The organism is Paenibacillus sp. RUD330, from assembly GCF_002243345.2.
GTDB lineage: Bacteria > Bacillota > Bacilli > Paenibacillales > Paenibacillaceae > Paenibacillus_O.
In genome coordinates, this window is record NZ_CP022655.2 from 15,001 (window position 1) to 32,922 (window position 17,922).

The window sequence follows — 17,922 nt, forward strand, 5'->3', positions numbered from 1 at the left end:
GCACTGATTGGGTGCGGGGCCCGCCAAGGGTTACCAAGTCCAGTCAAACTCCGAATGCCAGTCATGTATAACCGGGAGTCAGACGGTGAGTGCTAAGATCCATCGTCAAGAGGGAAACAGCCCAGATCATCAGCTAAGGTCCCCAAGTGTGTGTTAAGTGGGAAAGGATGTGGAGTTGCCCAGACAACCAGGATGTTGGCTTAGAAGCAGCCACCATTTAAAGAGTGCGTAATAGCTCACTGGTCGAGTGACTCTGCGCCGAAAATGTAACGGGGCTAAACACACCACCGAAGCTATGGCATGTACTTTAGAGTACTTGGGTAGGGGAGCGTTGTGTATAGGTTGAAGTCAGACCGCAAGGACTGGTGGACAGTACACAAGTGAGAATGCCGGTATGAGTAACGAAAAGATCAGTGAGAATCTGATCCGCCGTAAGCCTAAGGGTTCCTGAGGAAGGTTCGTCCGCTCAGGGTAAGTCGGGACCTAAGGCGAGGCCGAAAGGCGTAGTCGAAGGACAACAGGTTGATATTCCTGTACCACCGTAAGCCGTTACGAGCAATGGAGTGACGCAGAAGGGTAGTGACGCGGACCGATGGATGTGTCCGTCCAAGCAGTGAGGCTGGTTTGTTGGCAAATCCGCAAACCGTAAGGCTGGGCTGTGATGGGGAGGGAAATTTTAGTACCGAAGGTCATGATCTCCAGCTGCCAAGAAAAGCTTCTAGCCAGGCGAAGGTGCCCGTACCGCAAACCGACACAGGTAGGCGAGCAGAGCATGCTAAGGCGCGCGGAGTAACTCTCGTTAAGGAACTCGGCAACATGACCCCGTAACTTCGGGAGAAGGGGTGCCTCGGTAGGGTGAATAGCCCGAGGGGGCCGCAGTGAAAAGGCCCAAGCGACTGTTTAGCAAAAACACAGGTCTGTGCGAAGCCGTAAGGCGAAGTATACGGGCTGACGCCTGCCCGGTGCTGGAAGGTTAAGGGGAGCGGTTAGGGGCAACCCGAAGCTGTGAACCGAAGCCCCAGTAAACGGCGGCCGTAACTATAACGGTCCTAAGGTAGCGAAATTCCTTGTCAGGTAAATTCTGACCCGCACGAATGGCGTAACGACTTGGGCGCTGTCTCAACGAGAGATCCGGTGAAATTTTAATACCTGTGAAGATGCAGGTTACCCGCGACAAGACGGAAAGACCCCATGGAGCTTTACTGCAGCTTGATATTGGACTTTGGTACGATCTGTACAGGATAGGTGGGAGCCTTAGAAGCCGGAGCGCCAGCTTCGGTGGAGGCACCGTTGGGATACCACCCTGATCGTATCGGAGTTCTAACCTGGTACCGTGAAACCGGTACAGGGACCGTGTCAGGCGGGCAGTTTGACTGGGGCGGTCGCCTCCTAAAATGTAACGGAGGCGCCCAAAGGTTCCCTCAGAATGGTTGGAAATCATTCGCAGCGTGCAAAGGCATAAGGGAGCTTGACTGCGAGACCTACAAGTCGAGCAGGGACGAAAGTCGGGCTTAGTGATCCGGTGGTACCGAATGGAAGGGCCATCGCTCAACGGATAAAAGCTACCCTGGGGATAACAGGCTTATCTCCCCCAAGAGTCCACATCGACGGGGAGGTTTGGCACCTCGATGTCGGCTCATCGCATCCTGGGGCTGAAGTAGGTCCCAAGGGTTGGGCTGTTCGCCCATTAAAGCGGTACGCGAGCTGGGTTCAGAACGTCGTGAGACAGTTCGGTCCCTATCTGTCGTGGGCGCAGGAAATTTGAGAGGAGCTGTCCTTAGTACGAGAGGACCGGGATGGACGTACCGCTGGTGTACCAGTTGTTCCGCCAGGAGCACCGCTGGGTAGCTACGTACGGACGGGATAAGCGCTGAAAGCATCTAAGCGCGAAGCCCCCCTCAAGATGAGATTTCCCAGTATGTAAGACCCCTGGTAGACGACCAGGTTGATAGGTTCGGGGTGGAAGCGCAGCAATGCGTGCAGCTGACGAATACTAATCGGTCGAGGGCTTATCCTATGGTAAGAAAAGCAAATGGACTCAGCATCCATCCTATTGGTTCGATCCAGTTTTCAAGGTGCAAGCCACGTCTTGAACACGCGTAACGTTTGGTGGCGATGGCGGAAGGGAACCACGCGTACCCATCCCGAACACGACCGTTAAGCCTTCCAGCGCCGATGGTACTTGGACCGCAGGGTCCTGGGAGAGTAGGACGTCGCCAAGCACAGAGTGAAGCCTGATCCGCGAGCAATCGCCGATCAGGCTTTTTTTGATTTCAAATGGCATAAAGCGACACTAATCCCCCTTGAACGGGAGATTAGTGTTTGGCATGAGAATGTGCGGGTAATAAAAAGAGATTCTTTTTCCGACGCTTATCGGTGATAATACAAGTAATAGGGCTCTTCCAAGGGAAGCTTGACGACGCCATCCCTTCTTTCTTTCAGGAGGAAGAACACGGCTGTCAGGTGAGGCGCAAGCAGCCAGAAATGGACAAGCAGCAGGGAAGACAGGGTTTCCGGCTGCAGCCAGGGATAGAATAGCATGATGCAGCACAGTCCTGTCCAGAGCAGATGAATCTGCAGACGGGTGAAGGCGGCCAGCTCGACAGGGAGCTCGGGAAGATAGCCGACGAGGGGAAAAACAAATCTCCAGTTCCATTTTCGAGACCTGAACTCATGATGGCTGCGCAAGCCGATCAACCGGATCAGAGCGAAATGAAGAAGGGGTATGAACAGCATCCCTGCAGCCAAGCAGGCCATACTGCCGATCGGAGACAGGACAAGCAAGGCTGCCGCCAGAAGCAGCCCGACAGCCCAATGATAACGGACGAGCGCAGGTGAAAAATAAAGCTTGCGGACAAGCCGGTATTGATAAATCGTAGCTTCCTTTTGCTCGGACAAAGGCTGAAACATGGTGCTCCTCCTCATTAGGGACTCTTCTTTACTATCGGTCGAGCCGAGGACTCGGTTCAGTTTAATTGGGATAGGCACCGACAGACCCAGGCTGAATATGGTGTAGGAAGACGTTTATACGAATTTTACAGGTATGGATTAATAGATTTCAGGGCATCCTGATAATATCATTGTACTTGAAAGAAAGGCGGATGGACTATGCATGAGGGCGCTTTGTGTGAATGCATCGTATGCGGCCAATTCAAGCCCCAGGACCAGGGACTTCATATCGTATCGGAATTCATTTGCGGCAGTTGCGAGAATGAAATGGTTCAGACGGATGTAAAGGACGAGAAATACCCCTTTTATGTCCATCAGATGAAGCAAATATGGGTGCATAAGAATGTCTGAGCTTTCTTCCTGCGGGAAGAAAGCTTTTTTTTGCCCCTTTTTCTATTACAATGGAAGAAATGAATGCAAGCGAAAGGAAAGCTTTTAATGAATCAAACGACGACTCCGCTGCTCACGATGTTGAACTCCCATATAGCCGGCAATCCGGTCTCCTTCCATGTGCCAGGCCACAAAGGAGGAGACCGCAACAAAGACGTTCTTGTTCATGTCGGGGCTCAGAGCTCCGGAAACGCGCAATGGCTGGACATGGTCATGGAAATAGATGTGACCGAGCTGGCAAGCACGGATGATCTCCATGATCCGAGCGGGGCGATCCTGGAGGCTCAGCTGCTCGCGGCAGAATGCTTCGGGGCTGAGGAAACTTCCTTCCTGGTCGGCGGAAGCACGTCTGGAAATATGGCTCTGATCATCGGCACCTGTCTTCCGGGTGATCTGGTCCTCGTCCAGCGCAATGTCCACAAATCGGTTCTGAACGGCCTTCAGTTAAGCGGGGCTAGAGCGGTATTCCTGACTCCAGAAATGGATAAGCAAACCGGAATCGGATTGGTTCCCTCCTTGCGGACGATTCAAGATGGGCTCGCCCTCTATCCGGAGGCCAAAGCGGTGTTGCTGACGAATCCGAACTATTACGGCTTGTCGGCCGACCTTCGCCCTTATGCGGACTATATTCATGAGGCCGGTGCGGTGCTGCTGGTGGATGAAGCCCACGGAGCCCATTACGGGCTGCACCCCTCTTTCCCCGGATCAGCTCTCCAGGCAGGAGCTGACGGAGTGGTCCAATCCACGCACAAGACCCTCTCTGCCCTTACGATGGGAGCGATGCTTCATATGCAAGGAGAGAGGCTGGATCGTTCAAGCGTCAAGCAGGCGCTGACGATGATTCAGAGCTCTTCGCCGTCGTTCCCGATCTTGGCCTCGCTGGACGCGGCCCGCGCCCAAGTCGGCAGCTATGGCGAGAAATGGTTTGAACCTGGATTGCAGACCGCGAAGCGAATCCGGGATTGGGCATCGGATCAACATGCGCGCCATCCCTTCCGGTTGCTGGAGCTGCTAGGGGAGGAGCATCGGCTGGATCCTCTCCGAATCGTCTTAGAGGACGCCAGCGGCTGTCTAAGCGGATTCAGGCTGCAGAAGGAGCTCGAGATGCGCGGCTGCTGGCCGGAGATGGCGGATGCCCGTTATATCGTTCTTGTCGTTGGAGCCAGGAGCGAGGAAAAAGATGCCGATGCGCTTCTTGCCGCTCTCGAGGAAATTGCCTCCGTCCATGGATTGGCCGATCCGGCCGACAGCAGGCGCGCGTTCTCTCCGCTGCTGCAACCGGAAACAAGCCGCGCGGAGGTTGTCTCGCTGCCGGTGCTGCTCAAGCGCAGCAAGAGGAACCCGGAGCGAGAAGAAAAGGTGATGGTCAAGGATTCGGCAGGGCGGCTTGCCGCAGAGAGGATCGTTCCGTACCCGCCGGGAATTCCGCTTGTTTACGAGGGTGAGCGGATAACGCCTGAAACGGCGGCTCATATACAGAAGCTGCTGGAGGCGGGAGCCAGATTCCAAGGAATGAGCGAAGAGGACCGGGGCTGCATCGCAGTGCGTCTTCCTTCCTCGGAGTGAGCCGGTCTGTTTGGTGTTGGGGACGAAAGGGTGAATGCCTTGCTTTTCCCTTTTTCAGGTCCGGAAATGAGCGGCAGCATTCGATTCGCCCCGCTGTCATCGTACGCTGGAGAAAAGTCGGCTCTAAAAGCATTCCGATAGGTAAGCGGCGCCGGTCATGGTATGATAGGTAAAAACCGAGCAGGGAGCATGTTACAAGTGGAGCGAGGAAGGTTTATTACGATAGAAGGCGGGGAAGGCGCGGGCAAGACGACGCTGATCCAATCCCTTGCCGCCGGCTTGGAGAAGCAAGGATATGCAGTCCTGACGACGAGGGAGCCCGGAGGCATCCCTATTGCCGAGAAGATCCGGGAAGTCATTCTGGACCGGACGCACACCGGAATGGACAGCCGGACGGAAGCGCTCCTGTATGCAGCCGCTAGAAGGCAGCATCTGACAGAGAAGGTCATTCCGGCGCTGGAGGCGGGGAAGACCGTCATCTGCGACCGCTACATCGACAGCAGCCTCGCTTACCAGGGGTATGCGCGCGGCCTTGGAATGAGCGCCATTGAAGAGATCAACCGGTTCGCGATCGAAGGCTGGATGCCGGATATGACGCTGTTTCTGGATTTGCCGGTCGAGATCGGCCTGAGGCGGATCGCCGAGGCGGGAGACAGGGAAATCAACCGTCTCGATCTGGAACGCGAGTCCTTTCATGCCAGGGTGCGCGCCGGATATCTGAAGCTTTTGGAGCTGCACCCGCAGCGGATCGTCCGCATCGACGCGGAACGATCTCCGGAATCGGTATTAATCGACGCGATGGCCGCTTTATCGATGTGACAAGCAGGAATTCACGCCTGTTTTGTCCAATTTTATATCTAAACAAATAGGAGGAATGAGGATGAAGCTAGTCATTGCCGTTGTACAAGACAAGGACAGCAACCGTCTGTCGAACGCCCTTGTCCGCGAAGGATTCCGTGCCACCAAGCTGGCGAGCACCGGAGGATTCCTGAAGGCGGGCAACACCACGTTCATGATCGGGATCGAGGATGAGCGAGTGCATGAAGTGCTGCACTGCATCCGTTCCAACTGCAAGGTCCGCGACCAGCTCGTGACGCCGGTGTCGCCTATGGGCGGAACGACCGATTCGTATATCCCGTTCCCGGTCGAGGTTCAGGTTGGCGGCGCCGCCGTATTCGTCATGCCGGTGGAGCGTTTTGAACATTTCTAATTCAGATCTACCTGACAGGAGCGTGCGAAGATGAAGATCGATCCGGGCTGGCGTCCGCTGGGACAGGATCGCGCAAGGGACAGCGCGGCGGGCAAACCGGTGCAGTCCAAATCATTCGCCGATGCGATGCGCTATCAGGACCAGAGCCGAAGCCGTGAAGAGCTGGAGCAGAAGCTGCAGGATATCCAGCAGCAGGGAGAGCGGCTCTCACGCTCGATGACGATGCGCGAGCTGAAAGCCTACAAGGCGATGGTCAAGCAGTTCCTGGAGATGACCGTCCGGCGCGGCGTCGTAATCAAGGATGTGCGCAGCATGGACCGGCGCGGCCGGATCAAGCGGCATAAGCTGCTGGACGAGATTGACGAGAGCCTGCTCGCGATGGCCGATGAGCTTCTGCTCAGCGAGCAGGGGCGCATGGAGCTGCTGCAGCGGGTCGGAGACATCCGCGGCCTGCTGGTCAACCTGTTATTTTAGAGCGGAGAAAGGACAGCTATGAGACTTGCGGAAATCCCCGGCCAGGAAAAGGCCAAGCAAATATTGCGGCATGCCCTACAGAGCGGCAAGGTATCGCATGCCTATCTGTTCCATGGGCCGGGAGGCACGGGCAGGCTGCAGACGGCTCTGGCCTTCGCCCAGGCTCTGTTCTGCACGGCCGGCGGAGACGACGCCTGCGGAGAATGCCTGGAATGCCGCAAGTTCGAGCATGGCAACCAGCCTGATCTGCACCGGATCTCGCCGGATGGCAATTCCATCAAGCTTGGACAAATTGACGACTTGCAGCGGGAGATGTCCTACCGGACGGCGGATCCCTCCCTGCGCAAGGTGTATATCATGGAGAAAGCGGAATCGATGACTCCGCCCGCCTCCAACAGCCTGCTGAAATTCCTGGAAGAGCCTGTTTCGCCGACAGTGGCGATTCTGCTCGCGACGCATGCCGGGGCCGTGCTGCCCACTATTGCTTCCCGTACGCAGCCGGTCCCTTTTTTGCCCTATTCGCCCAAGGAGATGCTGGAGCAGCTCGTGCAGGAAGGATTTCCTCCCCCGCATGTCCGCGCAGCCGTCCATTTGGCTTCCGGCCTGGACGGATGCCGTGCTGTAATAGAACAGATTGGGTTTGCAGAAATCCGAAATGTAGTGATACAATTAGGCAAGGAGAGCACTTCCCGATTCACTGCGGGCATGGTGACCGTCCAGCAGAGGCTGATCAAGGCCGATCTGGGTTCGAGCTCGCAGCTGCTACTGTCTTTATTGGTGTTATGGTTCAGAGACATGATTCATTATCAGGCTGGAAGGTCTGAACAGATGGTTTTCATAGATCAGTTGGATTGGATTAGTCAGCATGCGTACACGAAGCCGGCCGCTTACTGGGTTTCGTGCATGGAGCATGCAATGGAGGCGGCGGGGAAGATCAAGGCCAATGTGGCTCCCCAGCTCGCCATAGAGCAATTACTGGTACGTCTACAGGAGGGTTAAATCCTTGTATAATGTCGTCGGTGTCCGCTTCAAAAAAGCGGGCAAGATCTATTACTTTGATCCCGTCGAGCATCCCGTAGGCACGGACCATCACGTTATTGTGGAAACCGCCAGGGGTGTGGAATACGGCAAAGTCGTAGTCGGACAGAAGCAGGTAGACGAATCGGATGTAGTTCTCCCTCTCAAAAAAGTCATTCGCATCGCCAGCGACCAGGACGCCAAGGTCGTCGAGGAGAATCGAGGCGCCGCGCAGAACGCGTTCTCGGTCTGCCTGGATAAGATCCGCGCGCACGGGCTCAAGATGAAGCTGGTGGATGTCGAATTCACGTTTGACCGCAATAAAATCATATTCTATTTCACGGCAGAAGGCCGGATCGACTTCCGTGAGCTCGTCAAGGACTTGGCCAGCGTATTCCGTACCCGGATCGAGCTTAGACAGATCGGCGTGCGAGACGAAGCCAAGATGCTCGGAGGCATCGGCCCTTGCGGACGCGTCCTGTGCTGCTCTTCCTGGTTGGGCGATTTCGATCCCGTATCCATCAAGATGGCCAAGGATCAAAGCTTGTCGCTGAACCCGACAAAAATATCGGGATTATGCGGAAGGCTCATGTGCTGCCTGAAATTTGAGCATGATAACTACGAAAGCGTGCGGGAGGAAATGCCCGCCATCGGCAAGACCGTCGTCACCTCCTTCGGAGAAGGACGGGTTACCGGCATCAACGCGGCTTCCAAGAGCGTCTACGTCCAGCTGTTCGAGATCAGCGGAAGACCAAAAGAAATGCCGATCGACGATGTAGTTGTAAAATGAATATGAACCTGAACGTCATGCATGAAAGCTCTGGGGTGTGAGTTCTTGGAGAATAAAGATCTTTTCCTTCATATGGATGAGCTTGAAACTAGAATGGGCGGCTTTCACAAGGAATTGGGCGAGCTCAAACAAATCGTCAAGCAGCTGGTGGAGGCGAACAAACAGCTCTCGATCGAGAACAGGCAGCTGCGCAAGGTGTTGAGGAAGGAAACCAATCCTCACACGGAGAAGGCGATGCAGCCGGTGCATTCCGGTTCATCGGCTCCTGCGCGGCAGCCGGCTTCCGATTCGGGGGCTTTGACCGAGGAACTGCCGCAGGCGGTTGGAGAAGGACACGATAATCTGGCAAGGCTTTATTATGAAGGCTTCCATATTTGCAACGTGTACTATGGTCATCTCCGTACCGAAGGAGACTGCCTGTTCTGCCTGTCGTTCCTGAATAAATAATGCAGACCAAGGGACCCGTGAGCGGGTCCTCTTTGTCGTCGTAGAGGTTTTTGGGCTCCTCCCTTTGGGAGAGGCCGGAAAGGGGAAGGGAAGCATTTTGGATATGGAATTGCAGCCAAGCGAAAGGCTGGACGATCTGCTTACACATGAGCTTCGCATCATCCAGAGCCGGGAAGTGTTCAGCTTCTCCATGGATGCGGTGCTTCTCGCGCATTTTGCCGGAGTTCCGCCCTCTGGACGAATTGTCGATCTATGCACCGGCAACGGGGTCATCCCGCTGCTGCTGACGACGAGGACCCGCGCTTCGATCGATGCTGTGGAAATTCAGCCTCGCCTCGCCGATATGGCTCGCCGGAGCGTGGAAATCAACGGAATGGGAACGCGGATTCGAATCGTTGAAGGAGATCTGCGCGAGAAATCAAGAGAGCTCGGCTGGGGAAGCTACGATGCGGTGACCGTCAATCCCCCTTATATGCCTCCTTTGACGGGAGACCGGAACGGCAATGAGCATTATGCGGTCGCGCGTCATGAAGTGCATGGAACTTTGGAGGAAATTGTCGAGAATTGCGCAAGGCTCGTCCGTACCGGCGGCAAAGTATCGATGGTGCACCGGCCAGGGCGTCTCGTGGAAATCCTGGCGTCGATGACCCGCTGGAAGCTGGAGCCGAAGCGGCTTCGATTCGTACATCCCCATGCCGGCTCCGAAGCGAATATGGTGCTGATTGAAGCCGTTCGTGATGCCAAGCCTTCGCTGAGGCTGCTGTCCCCGCTGATCGTGTACGCGGACAAGGAGCGATACAGTCAGGAAATCATGGAAATTTACTATGGATCTAAAGGAGGCTCTGCGGATGAACAGGCAAAAGAGCTTTGAGGAGCATAGCTGCGGCACGCTATATCTGGTCGCAACGCCGATCGGCAACCTGGAGGATATCACGATGCGGGCCATCCGCATCCTGAAGGAAGTCTCCCTGATTGCTGCGGAGGATACGAGGCAGACCCGCAAGCTGCTCAGCCGCTTCGAGATCGACGGACGCCTCGTCAGCTATCATGAGCATAACAAAGCAGCCAGCGGCCCTGAGCTTATCCGGCTTCTGGAGGAAGGAAGCAGCATCGCGCTCGTGAGCGACGCCGGGATGCCCGCCATATCCGATCCCGGAGCCGATCTGGTGAAGGATGCCGTGGAACGGGGCATTCCCGTCGTACCCGTGCCGGGAGCCAATGCTGCGCTTGCCGCGCTCATCATCTCGGGGCTGCCCACCGAACGCTTCATGTTTGCCGGCTTTCCTCCCCGGGACAAGAAATCGCTGGAAAACTGGCTGCTCGGGCTGAAGCGGCTGGACAGCACGCTGCTGTTCTATGAATCGCCCCACCGGGTGGCGAAAACGCTGCCGGCAATTCGGGCCGTGCTCGGCGACAGAAGGATGGCGATGATTCGCGAGCTGACCAAAAAGCATGAAGAAGCCGTTCGGGGAACCGTCTCGGAATGCGAACAATGGTTGGAGGAGAACGAGCCGCTCGGGGAATACTGTCTTGTTGTCGAGGGAGCGGATGAAGATCAAGCGGCGGAGCAAGGCCCGCCTTGGTGGGAAGGACTCAGCCTGGAAGAGCATGCATCCAAGTACGAAGAGCAAGGGGAGCCGAGAAAGGAAGCCATTCGGAAAACCGCCGCGGACCGTGGGCTTCAGAAACGGGATGTGTACAACGAGCTCATGCGCAAATAAGCCGGCTTGTCGGCCAGCCTCGTGACAGTGAATCGCAAAAAGCGAACTTTAGATGAAGCGGAAGGCTGAGGAAGCACAGAGGCCGGCCCGGAATAAAAAAGGACCTTCCCGGGCTGTCGCCAGCTCAGGAAGGCAAGGTAGGAGTATAAAAAGGTTAGAAATACCTTGGTTAAAGTTGCTAAAGTTAAGTATAACTGATTATGCTTATTTTGTCACAGGGGTAGGCATTTCGGAAAGACAGGAATTGCAGACGATTTTGCCTTTGAAGTAGGCGACGTTCTCTGCGTTGCCGCAGAAGATGCATGCCGGCTCGTATTTCTTGAGCATGATGCGTTCTCCGTCTACATAAATTTCCAGAGCGTCTTTCTCGCCGATTCCAAGCGTACGGCGCAGCTCGATTGGAATAACAACGCGGCCAAGCTCGTCAACTTTCCGAACAATACCGGTGGATTTCATCATAATGGGCGACCAGCCTCTCTTGATTTATTTCGTCAACGTTCGACATAAAACTACTTTTTATGATTTTAATAATACCAACCATTCCCAAATCAGTCAACCATCAAAAAGTCTGGTTTTAGCACATAAATTCAAGGTTTTAGAACAGGAAAGGGATTAAATCTCTAGTTATCTTACTACAAGACTAGAAAAATTGGAAATCTTATTACGACACTATTCGACAAACAACATGTTTATTTTGTCGAAAGTTTGAACGAAAGGTGGATGACGATGACAAAGCTGGAAGAGGAAAAGGTGTTCAAGGATCCGGTCCACAAATATATTTACGTTCAGGATCAGCTGATTTGGGACCTGATCGATACGCCGGAATTTCAGAGGCTGAGAAGAATCCGCCAGCTTGGCACCACATTCCTCACCTTCCATGGCGCGGAGCACAGCCGTTTCAGCCATTCGCTCGGCGTCTATGAGCTGACACGGCGCATCATCTCGCAGTTCGAACGCAGCGAGTACCCCGACTGGCCCAGGGAAGAGAAGCTTCTTAGCCTATGCGCGGCTTTGCTTCATGATCTCGGGCATGGGCCGTTCTCCCATTCCATTGAAGAAATCATGGAATTCGACCATGAGGAATGGAGCTGCTCTATTATAGAAGGAGATACGGAAGTGAACCGGCTCCTGCGTTCCGTCGAGCCCGGATTTCCGGGCAAAGTAGCCTCCGTAATCCGGAAAACCTACGAGAAGCCGATCGTCATTAATTTGGTGTCGAGCCAAATGGATGCGGACCGCATGGATTACCTGCTGCGGGATGCCTACTTTACCGGAGTCAATTACGGTACGTTCGATCTGGACCGGATTCTTCGCGTGCTTCGCCCCCACCAAGGCAGGATTGTCGTCAAGGACAGCGGCATGCATGCGGTCGAGGATTATCTGATGAGCCGATATCAGATGTATTGGCAGGTGTATTTCCATCCGGTTACTCGCAGCTCGGAGATTGTTCTGAGGAAAATTCTTCTGAGGGCCCAGGAATTATGCCGTTCGGGCTATGCCTTCTCCTGGATTCCCGAGCCGATCAAGCGGCTGTTCAGCCAGGACCTGGATGTGGCTTCTTATTTGAAGCTGGACGAATCGCTTGTCCAAACGGCTTTTGCCGCTTGGACCGAAGAGGAGGATAAGCTGCTGGCATCCTTATGCACCCGATTCCTTAATCGCAAATTGTACAAGTATATAACCTTCGACCGCGAACATGAATCAGACGCCCAGCTGTTCTGCGAACGGCTGGCCGCCGCTGGAATGAACCGCGATTACGAGCTGGAAATTGATTTTCCTTACGATCTTCCCTATCATGTGTATCGTTCGGGAATGGACAAGCAGGAGGAAGGAAACCGGGGCAAGCCTCCGATCCTGCTTCTTGACAGCTCCATGCAGCTGACGGAAATATCGGCGCAATCCGATGTCGTGAGGTCGATAACGGGCATGCACCGCGGCCAATACCGGCTCTTCTACGATGCCGAAGCGGCTTCGCTGCTCAGCTATCGCATGGAGCCGGAAATTCGGGAAAGACTTGGCCTGTAGGCCGCAATTCGAAAGGAGTCGAAACATGGCAGGATTGATTGACACGCACACGCATCTGGACGCCCCCAAATTCGACAATGACCGCGAGGAAGTGATCCAGCGCGCCCGCGACGCGGGGGTAGAGCTGATGTTCAATGTCGGATTCAACCGCGAGACGATTCCGACGACGCTGGAACTTGCCGAAAAATATCCGTTCATCTACGCCATTGTCGGGTGGCACCCGACGGACAGCGCCGATGTGAGGGAAGGGGACCTCGAACGGGTGGAGGCGCTGATGGCGCATCCGAAGGTCGTCGCTATCGGGGAAATCGGATTGGACTATTATTGGGACACCGCTCCAAAGGATGTCCAGCAGCAGGTATTCCGCGAACAGATCCGCATCGCGAAGCGTACGGGCAAGCCGATCGTCATTCATAATCGCGATGCCCATGAGGATGTCGTCCGCATCCTTCGGGAAGAGAAGGCGGCTGAGGTCGGAGGCATCATGCACTGCTTCTCCGGCAGTTGGGAAACCGCCAAGCAATGTCTGGACATGAACTTCTATATTTCGTTCGGCGGGCCGGTGACCTTCAAGAATGCCAGGGTGCCGAAAGAGGTTCTTGCGCAGGTTCCCCTGGACCGTCTGCTGATCGAAACGGACTCCCCCTATCTGGCTCCTCATCCTCATCGAGGGAAGCGGAATGAGTCCGCATTCGTGGCATTGGTTGCCGAGACAGCGGCGGAAATAAAAGGTAAAAATGTGAATGAGATCGTTTCCATCACATCCGCAAATGCAAGAAAATGTTTCCAGCTTTCTTAAAATCGGGCGAAAAAGCTTGTAAAAAGGTGCTTGGCTGAGAAAAATTATATTTCTGCTCTGTCAAACCGCCCAAAACGGCCGGATTTTCCTCTAATTTGGCTGAAAGAGTCTTTTATCTCTTCTTTACAATCGGTTGACCGAAACTGTATGATTCAACTCAGAGCTTTGAGTGATGCAGTTTTTTAATCATTCGCTTAATCTCCCCACAAGGGAGAGCGGGGGAACCAAGCAGCGATTCCATGCAGTCCCGGATGACATGATTTTCCGGAGCGGACTGGATGGACGAACTGACCTTTTCCAGGGGTGAATTTCGCCAAAAGGCCTTGAGCAGGCCGAGTAGGCGAATAGGGCAGCTCTCTTGTCCGAACCCGTCAGCTAACCTCGTAAGCGCATATAAGAGAGATCAACCTCGTGCTCCACTTTCCATGTGTTCAGCGTGACCAACCCGGGAAGCCACGATACAGATCCTCTGTCGACGGCTTCTTTTTGTTTGAATATTGCGTAAACCGTCGACATAGGGTTAACCGTGGAGGTGAAGCAAGAGGTTGATAGGCGTGCTGCTCGGCACGTACAAAACCTAATAGTCGCGTCTTAAATAGTCATGCGTAACACGAGGCGGCGGGGCTATGTAAGGAGGACCGAAGAAGTGGGCGCAATTCCCTTAAAGGACACCCATGTACAACGATCATCCAGCAAGTCTTTCCAATGGCGATGGAAGCATGAAAACCTGCGTTTGATCCTACTGAGCTTAATTATCTCAATCGCGATGACTTTCATGTTTTTGGTGTTGTTGCACGGAACGTCTGAGAAGAACGTCTCCGTAGTGTTGAACGGACAGGAAACGATCCTGAGCACGAAGCAGGATGTCCTGCAGCACCTACTGGATGAACAAGCTATAACTGTCGGACCGCACGACCAGATTTCAGTTCCGCTGAGCGCGGCGCTCAAGGATGGGGACCGGATCATTGTCGATCAGGCTGTGCCGGTGACGATTATGGCTGACGGAAAGACTACGACGGTGTACACGACCGAAAAAACCGTGAAGGCCGCGATCGGAGAGTCCAATATTCCGATTCGCGAGCAAGACAAAATTCTCCCTGACACCTCCTCGCAGCTGAAACCGAACATGACGATTCGGGTGCTGCGAATCGACAAGCATACGACCACGACAAAGCACGACATTCCTTTCACCGTCATCCGCAAAGAGGATGCTACCTTGGAAAAGGGGCAGCTAAAAATGGTGAAGGCCGGCCAGAACGGCCAATTGGTCAAAACCTTCGAAAAGGTATACCAGGATGGTAAGATGGTATCCATGACGCTGCTCGCCAAATCGATGGAACAGCCCGCCGTCAACAAGATCGTTGCGGTCGGCACCAAGGAAAAGCCGAAGCCTAAAGCTGTCGCTCTCAGCGCAGCGTCTTCGGCATCGCAATCCGTCACCAAATCAGGCCTCTCGCTCAAAGCCAAGAAAGTGCTGAACAACGTCACCCTGACGGCTTATACCGCCGGTTTTGCCTCGACAGGCAAATCCAAAGGCGATGCCGGCTACGGCATCACCGCTTCCGGAGCAAAAGTATCGGAAGGCCGCACCATTGCAGTCGACCCGGATGTCATCCCGATGGGATGGTGGGTATATATAGAAGGAATCGGCTTCCGTCGTGCAGAAGATACGGGGAGCGCGATCAACGGCAAGAAGATCGACGTGTTCTACGAGAGTGAATCTTACGTGAAGCAGTTCGGCAAGAAGCGCGGATACACCGTATACGTGCTGGGACCAACCAAGCCGAAGCTGAGCTGATTCAAGCGATACGGGTCCGCCTTTACGAGGCGGTCCCGTTTTGGACGTTTACCGGCTATGAGGAGATTAGAGAGGGCTTTTTTGGCTCATGCTAGGACGACTGCCGTCCTTTTCCGGCCGCAGTCCGGATCTCGGCTGGCCGGCATTCAAGAGGCCCGAGCCTCTTTTTCTTTTTATACCCCCTCAAACGCGTATTGAATTAAAGGAGACAAGGCCTTGATCAAAGAAATTATCGTCGTGGAGGGCAAGGACGACACGGCAGCGATTCGGCGCGCCGTGGAAGCCGACACGATCGAAACGAACGGCTCGGCGATCGGCGAGGAAGTGCTGCGCCGGATCGAGCTCGCCATGCAGCGTCGGGGAGTCATCATCTTCACCGACCCCGACCACGCAGGAGAGAGAATACGCAAAATCGTCTCGCAGCGGGTGCCCGGCTGCAAGCATGCCTTTCTGCCGCAGGAGGACGCCTTGCGCAAAGGCGACATCGGCGTGGAGAACGCTTCCCCCGAAGCGGTCAGAAGAGCGTTGGCGTCCGTTCGGACGGAGGGAGATCCGGAGAAGGCGGAAATCTCGAACAGCGATCTGCTGGAAGCCGGTCTGCTGGTGCATGGAGATGCGGCCCGGCGTCGACTGCTCATGGGCAACCGGCTGGGCATCGGCTATTGCAACGGCAAGCAGTTCCTGAAGCGCTGCGCCAGCTTTCAGATCACGAAGGAAGAATTCGGACAAGCCTTGCGGCAGATGGAGGAGGAGATCGCCCATGGACGTAGCGACACCTAGAAGAACGAAGGAAATCATCGAGAGGCATGGTTTCTCCTTCAAGAAGAGCCTGGGGCAGAACTTCCTGATCGACCCCAATATTCTGAACAAGATCGTAGCCGCGGCCGGACTGGACGCAACCAAAGGGGCGCTGGAGATCGGTCCCGGCATCGGTGCCTTGACCCAGCAGCTCGCCAGGGAAGCGGGCAAGGTGGCAGCGGTCGAGATCGACCGGCGGCTCATCCCGATTCTTCAGGAGGTGCTGGAAGCCGACGAGAATGTGCGTATCGTTCACGGCGACGTGCTGGAGATCGACCTGCAGGCGCTGTTCAAGGAGCAGTTCGGCGAGGTGAGCGGCGTCAGCGTCGTGGCCAATCTGCCTTATTACGTGACGACTCCGATCCTGATGAAGCTTCTGGAGGAGCGGCTGCCGCTGGAGAACATCGTCGTCATGATCCAGAAGGAAGTCGCCGAGCGGATGGCGGCCAAGCCCGGCACGAAGGCCTATGGCAGCCTCAGCGTGGCCGTCCAGTATTACGCGGTGCCGGAGCTTGTCTGCATCGTGCCTCATACGGTGTTCATTCCGCAGCCGAACGTCGACTCGGCCGTCATCAAGCTGGCGATGCGGGACAAGCCTGCCGTCGACGTGGCGGACGAGGATTTCTTCTTTCGCACGGTTCAGGCCTGCTTCGCGCAGCGCCGCAAGACGATCCACAACAATCTGTCCTCCTGGCTCGGCAAGGACAAGCGGGAGGAGCTTACCCGCATCCTCGAATCGACGGGTATCGATCCCGTGCGGCGGGGCGAGACGCTGTCGCTGCAGGAATACGCCTCTCTGACGGCGGCGCTTGAAACACATGGCCTCAAGGGCTGACAACCCGGCAGCGCTGCTTCGTCAAAGCGAAGCTCTTCATGAGGATCCGGTCGGATCCTTTCATGGAGGGCTTTTTGTGCCGGGAGCCAGCGCCAGCGCCGCAGCGCCGAAAACCCGTTGTCACCTCCGGCGGCCTATGCCCATACCATAAGGCAGAGGTGATGGGCCTAATGAATCAAGGGGATTTTGTCGTTCGGCGCTCCTACGGCGGGGATGTATTGTTCCGCATCGAAGCTGTCCGCGGGGATACCGCCATTTTGAAGGGAGCGGATTACCGTCTGCTCGCCGACGCGCCGCTCGGCGACCTGACGAAGGTGGCCGATCCGGAGGAGCTGGGCGTCACGAAGTCGGTCCGAAGCAAGGTGAAGGCGTCCAATCAGCGAATGAGCCAAGAGCTGATCGATCAGTCCGTCCATCACGAGATGGACTTCCGTCCCGGAGACTCCAATGCTTCCGCACAGGCATATTTCGATCTGCCCGGCAAAGTTCTGCATCTGGACGGCGACGCCAACTATATGCGCAAAAGCATGCAGCTGTACAATCAGATGAAGGTGCCGGCTCAAGGCCTTCATGTCGGCGAAGCTCAGATGGCGGATCTGCTGTACCATCTGCTGCCGCAGGTGAAGCCGGATGTCGTCGTCATTACCGGCCATGACGGCCTGCTAAAGAACCGCCCTACAGGCGATCTCTACAGCATAGGCAGTTATAAGAACTCCCAGAACTTCGTCAACGCGGTCCATGTGGCCCGGGAGTACGACAAGAACCGCGACAATCTGATCGTGGTCGCAGGGGCATGTCAGTCCCATTATGAGGCGCTGCTTCAGTCCGGAGCCAATTTCGCCAGCTCGCCGGGACGCATCCTTATCCATGCGCTCGATCCGGTCTATATCGCCATCAAGGCAAGCTACACGTCGATCCGGGAGCCGATCAACCTGCCGGATGTCATTCACGGCACGATTTCGGGCATCGACGGAGTGGGCGGAATCGAGACGATGGGACGTTACAGGGTCGGTCTTCCGAAGCCGCAGACGGTTACGAATGTGAAGCCAAACCCTTATTATGCGTAAGCTGTAAATCCTTATTCATCTTGAAAACGAAGTCGA

At 55.3% G+C, this 17,922-nt stretch carries 18 protein-coding genes, 2 rRNA genes and 1 riboswitch (1 of these 21 only partly in view); of the genes, 18 read left to right on the forward strand and 2 right to left on the reverse strand.

The features are described 5' to 3' along the window. Positions 1 to 2,017: ribosomal RNA gene (locus CIC07_RS00060) — 23S ribosomal RNA — on the forward strand; it begins 912 nt to the left of the window's first position. Between the two features lie 88 nt (positions 2,018 to 2,105). Further along, positions 2,106 to 2,222 (forward strand): 5S ribosomal RNA (gene rrf / locus CIC07_RS00065). A 148-nt stretch (positions 2,223 to 2,370) separates the two neighbouring features. Here rrf and CIC07_RS00070 read toward each other — a convergent pair. Then, on the reverse strand, positions 2,371 to 2,910 hold the full coding sequence (locus CIC07_RS00070) for a hypothetical protein (RefSeq protein ID WP_076359904.1): 540 nt from the start codon (positions 2,908 to 2,910) through the stop codon (positions 2,371 to 2,373). Positions 2,911 to 3,108: 198 nt separating this feature from the next. Here CIC07_RS00070 and CIC07_RS00075 point away from each other — a divergent pair, with 198 nt between their 5' ends. From CIC07_RS00075 to rsmI, 10 genes are all read left to right on the forward strand, one after another. Next, entirely contained in the window at positions 3,109 to 3,300 is a 192-nt protein-coding gene (locus CIC07_RS00075) for a sigma factor G inhibitor Gin (RefSeq protein ID WP_021878479.1), read from the forward strand. 87 nt (positions 3,301 to 3,387) lie between these two features. After that, positions 3,388 to 4,905 carry an aminotransferase class I/II-fold pyridoxal phosphate-dependent enzyme gene (locus CIC07_RS00080; protein WP_076359906.1) on the forward strand — a complete coding sequence of 506 codons (1,518 nt, stop codon included), beginning with the start codon at positions 3,388 to 3,390 and terminating at the stop codon, positions 4,903 to 4,905. A gap of 189 nt (positions 4,906 to 5,094) precedes the next feature. Then, positions 5,095 to 5,724, forward strand: coding sequence for a dTMP kinase (gene tmk, locus CIC07_RS00085; RefSeq protein WP_083688727.1), 630 nt, complete (start codon positions 5,095 to 5,097; stop codon positions 5,722 to 5,724). Between the two features lie 61 nt (positions 5,725 to 5,785). Then, the gene (locus CIC07_RS00090; RefSeq protein WP_048745308.1) at positions 5,786 to 6,115 is read left to right on the forward strand and encodes a cyclic di-AMP receptor DarA; all 330 of its coding nucleotides are present in this window, start codon (positions 5,786 to 5,788) and stop codon (positions 6,113 to 6,115) included. Positions 6,116 to 6,145: 30 nt separating this feature from the next. Next, on the forward strand, positions 6,146 to 6,589 hold the full coding sequence (locus CIC07_RS00095) for a YaaR family protein (protein WP_076359910.1): 444 nt from the start codon (positions 6,146 to 6,148) through the stop codon (positions 6,587 to 6,589). A gap of 18 nt (positions 6,590 to 6,607) precedes the next feature. Beyond that, complete coding sequence (gene holB / locus CIC07_RS00100; protein ID WP_076359912.1) at positions 6,608 to 7,588, forward strand: DNA polymerase III subunit delta'; 981 nt, start codon at positions 6,608 to 6,610, stop codon at positions 7,586 to 7,588. A 4-nt stretch (positions 7,589 to 7,592) separates the two neighbouring features. Further along, a complete protein-coding gene (locus CIC07_RS00105; RefSeq protein ID WP_048744909.1) occupies positions 7,593 to 8,396 on the forward strand; it encodes a PSP1 domain-containing protein in 804 nt (267 codons plus the stop codon). Between the two features lie 45 nt (positions 8,397 to 8,441). Beyond that, entirely contained in the window at positions 8,442 to 8,843 is a 402-nt protein-coding gene (locus tag CIC07_RS00110) for an initiation-control protein YabA (RefSeq protein ID WP_076359914.1), read from the forward strand. 103 nt (positions 8,844 to 8,946) lie between these two features. Next, positions 8,947 to 9,714 carry a tRNA1(Val) (adenine(37)-N6)-methyltransferase gene (locus CIC07_RS00115; RefSeq protein WP_076359916.1) on the forward strand — a complete coding sequence of 256 codons (768 nt, stop codon included), beginning with the start codon at positions 8,947 to 8,949 and terminating at the stop codon, positions 9,712 to 9,714. Further along, complete coding sequence (gene rsmI / locus CIC07_RS00120; protein WP_076359918.1) at positions 9,692 to 10,564, forward strand: 16S rRNA (cytidine(1402)-2'-O)-methyltransferase; 873 nt, start codon at positions 9,692 to 9,694, stop codon at positions 10,562 to 10,564. Before CIC07_RS00115 ends, rsmI begins: the two co-directional genes overlap by 23 nt. A 204-nt stretch (positions 10,565 to 10,768) precedes the next feature. On the opposite strand, the gene CIC07_RS00125 is transcribed toward rsmI, so the two are convergent. Continuing rightward, a complete protein-coding gene (locus CIC07_RS00125) occupies positions 10,769 to 11,023 on the reverse strand; it encodes an AbrB/MazE/SpoVT family DNA-binding domain-containing protein (RefSeq protein WP_048746960.1) in 255 nt (84 codons plus the stop codon). Positions 11,024 to 11,284: 261 nt separating this feature from the next. Between CIC07_RS00125 and CIC07_RS00130 the strand changes: the two genes are divergently transcribed. The 6 genes from CIC07_RS00130 (at position 11,285) to yabG (ending at position 17,886) form a co-directional block, all read left to right on the forward strand. Then, positions 11,285 to 12,589 (forward strand): HD domain-containing protein, encoded by a 1,305-nt coding sequence (locus CIC07_RS00130; protein WP_076359920.1) that lies wholly within the window; start codon positions 11,285 to 11,287, stop codon positions 12,587 to 12,589. A gap of 25 nt (positions 12,590 to 12,614) precedes the next feature. Next, entirely contained in the window at positions 12,615 to 13,388 is a 774-nt protein-coding gene (locus tag CIC07_RS00135) for a TatD family hydrolase (protein ID WP_076359922.1), read from the forward strand. A gap of 181 nt (positions 13,389 to 13,569) precedes the next feature. Beyond that, positions 13,570 to 13,793, forward strand: a riboswitch (cyclic di-AMP (ydaO/yuaA leader). A 241-nt stretch (positions 13,794 to 14,034) separates the two neighbouring features. Beyond that, positions 14,035 to 15,186, forward strand: coding sequence for a resuscitation-promoting factor (locus tag CIC07_RS00140; protein ID WP_049868624.1), 1,152 nt, complete (start codon positions 14,035 to 14,037; stop codon positions 15,184 to 15,186). 216 nt (positions 15,187 to 15,402) lie between these two features. Next, positions 15,403 to 15,966 carry a ribonuclease M5 gene (gene rnmV, locus CIC07_RS00145; protein WP_094248439.1) on the forward strand — a complete coding sequence of 188 codons (564 nt, stop codon included), beginning with the start codon at positions 15,403 to 15,405 and terminating at the stop codon, positions 15,964 to 15,966. After that, positions 15,947 to 16,819 (forward strand): 16S rRNA (adenine(1518)-N(6)/adenine(1519)-N(6))-dimethyltransferase RsmA, encoded by an 873-nt coding sequence (gene rsmA / locus CIC07_RS00150; protein WP_076359924.1) that lies wholly within the window; start codon positions 15,947 to 15,949, stop codon positions 16,817 to 16,819. Before rnmV ends, rsmA begins: the two co-directional genes overlap by 20 nt. A gap of 170 nt (positions 16,820 to 16,989) precedes the next feature. Then, positions 16,990 to 17,886, forward strand: a complete 897-nt coding sequence (gene yabG, locus CIC07_RS00155; protein ID WP_076359926.1) for a sporulation peptidase YabG — start codon at positions 16,990 to 16,992, stop codon at positions 17,884 to 17,886. The last annotated feature ends 36 nt before the right edge of the window (positions 17,887 to 17,922 follow it).

Bases quoted from the DNA above. Each gene is read 5' to 3' on its own strand.
- CIC07_RS00070 (WP_076359904.1), bottom strand. From the start codon at position 2,910: ATGTTTCAGCCTTTGTCCGAGCAAAAGGAAGCTACGATTTATCAATAC.
- CIC07_RS00075 (WP_021878479.1), top strand. From the start codon at position 3,109: ATGCATGAGGGCGCTTTGTGTGAATGCATCGTATGCGGCCAATTCAAG.
- CIC07_RS00080 (WP_076359906.1), top strand. From the start codon at position 3,388: ATGAATCAAACGACGACTCCGCTGCTCACGATGTTGAACTCCCATATA.
- tmk (WP_083688727.1), top strand. From the start codon at position 5,095: ATGTTACAAGTGGAGCGAGGAAGGTTTATTACGATAGAAGGCGGGGAA.
- CIC07_RS00090 (WP_048745308.1), top strand. From the start codon at position 5,786: ATGAAGCTAGTCATTGCCGTTGTACAAGACAAGGACAGCAACCGTCTG.
- CIC07_RS00095 (WP_076359910.1), top strand. From the start codon at position 6,146: ATGAAGATCGATCCGGGCTGGCGTCCGCTGGGACAGGATCGCGCAAGG.
- holB (WP_076359912.1), top strand. From the start codon at position 6,608: ATGAGACTTGCGGAAATCCCCGGCCAGGAAAAGGCCAAGCAAATATTG.
- CIC07_RS00115 (WP_076359916.1), top strand. From the start codon at position 8,947: ATGGAATTGCAGCCAAGCGAAAGGCTGGACGATCTGCTTACACATGAG.
- rsmI (WP_076359918.1), top strand. From the start codon at position 9,692: ATGAACAGGCAAAAGAGCTTTGAGGAGCATAGCTGCGGCACGCTATAT.
- CIC07_RS00125 (WP_048746960.1), bottom strand. From the start codon at position 11,023: ATGATGAAATCCACCGGTATTGTTCGGAAAGTTGACGAGCTTGGCCGC.
- CIC07_RS00130 (WP_076359920.1), top strand. From the start codon at position 11,285: ATGACGATGACAAAGCTGGAAGAGGAAAAGGTGTTCAAGGATCCGGTC.
- CIC07_RS00135 (WP_076359922.1), top strand. From the start codon at position 12,615: ATGGCAGGATTGATTGACACGCACACGCATCTGGACGCCCCCAAATTC.
- rsmA (WP_076359924.1), top strand. From the start codon at position 15,947: ATGGACGTAGCGACACCTAGAAGAACGAAGGAAATCATCGAGAGGCAT.
- yabG (WP_076359926.1), top strand. From the start codon at position 16,990: ATGAATCAAGGGGATTTTGTCGTTCGGCGCTCCTACGGCGGGGATGTA.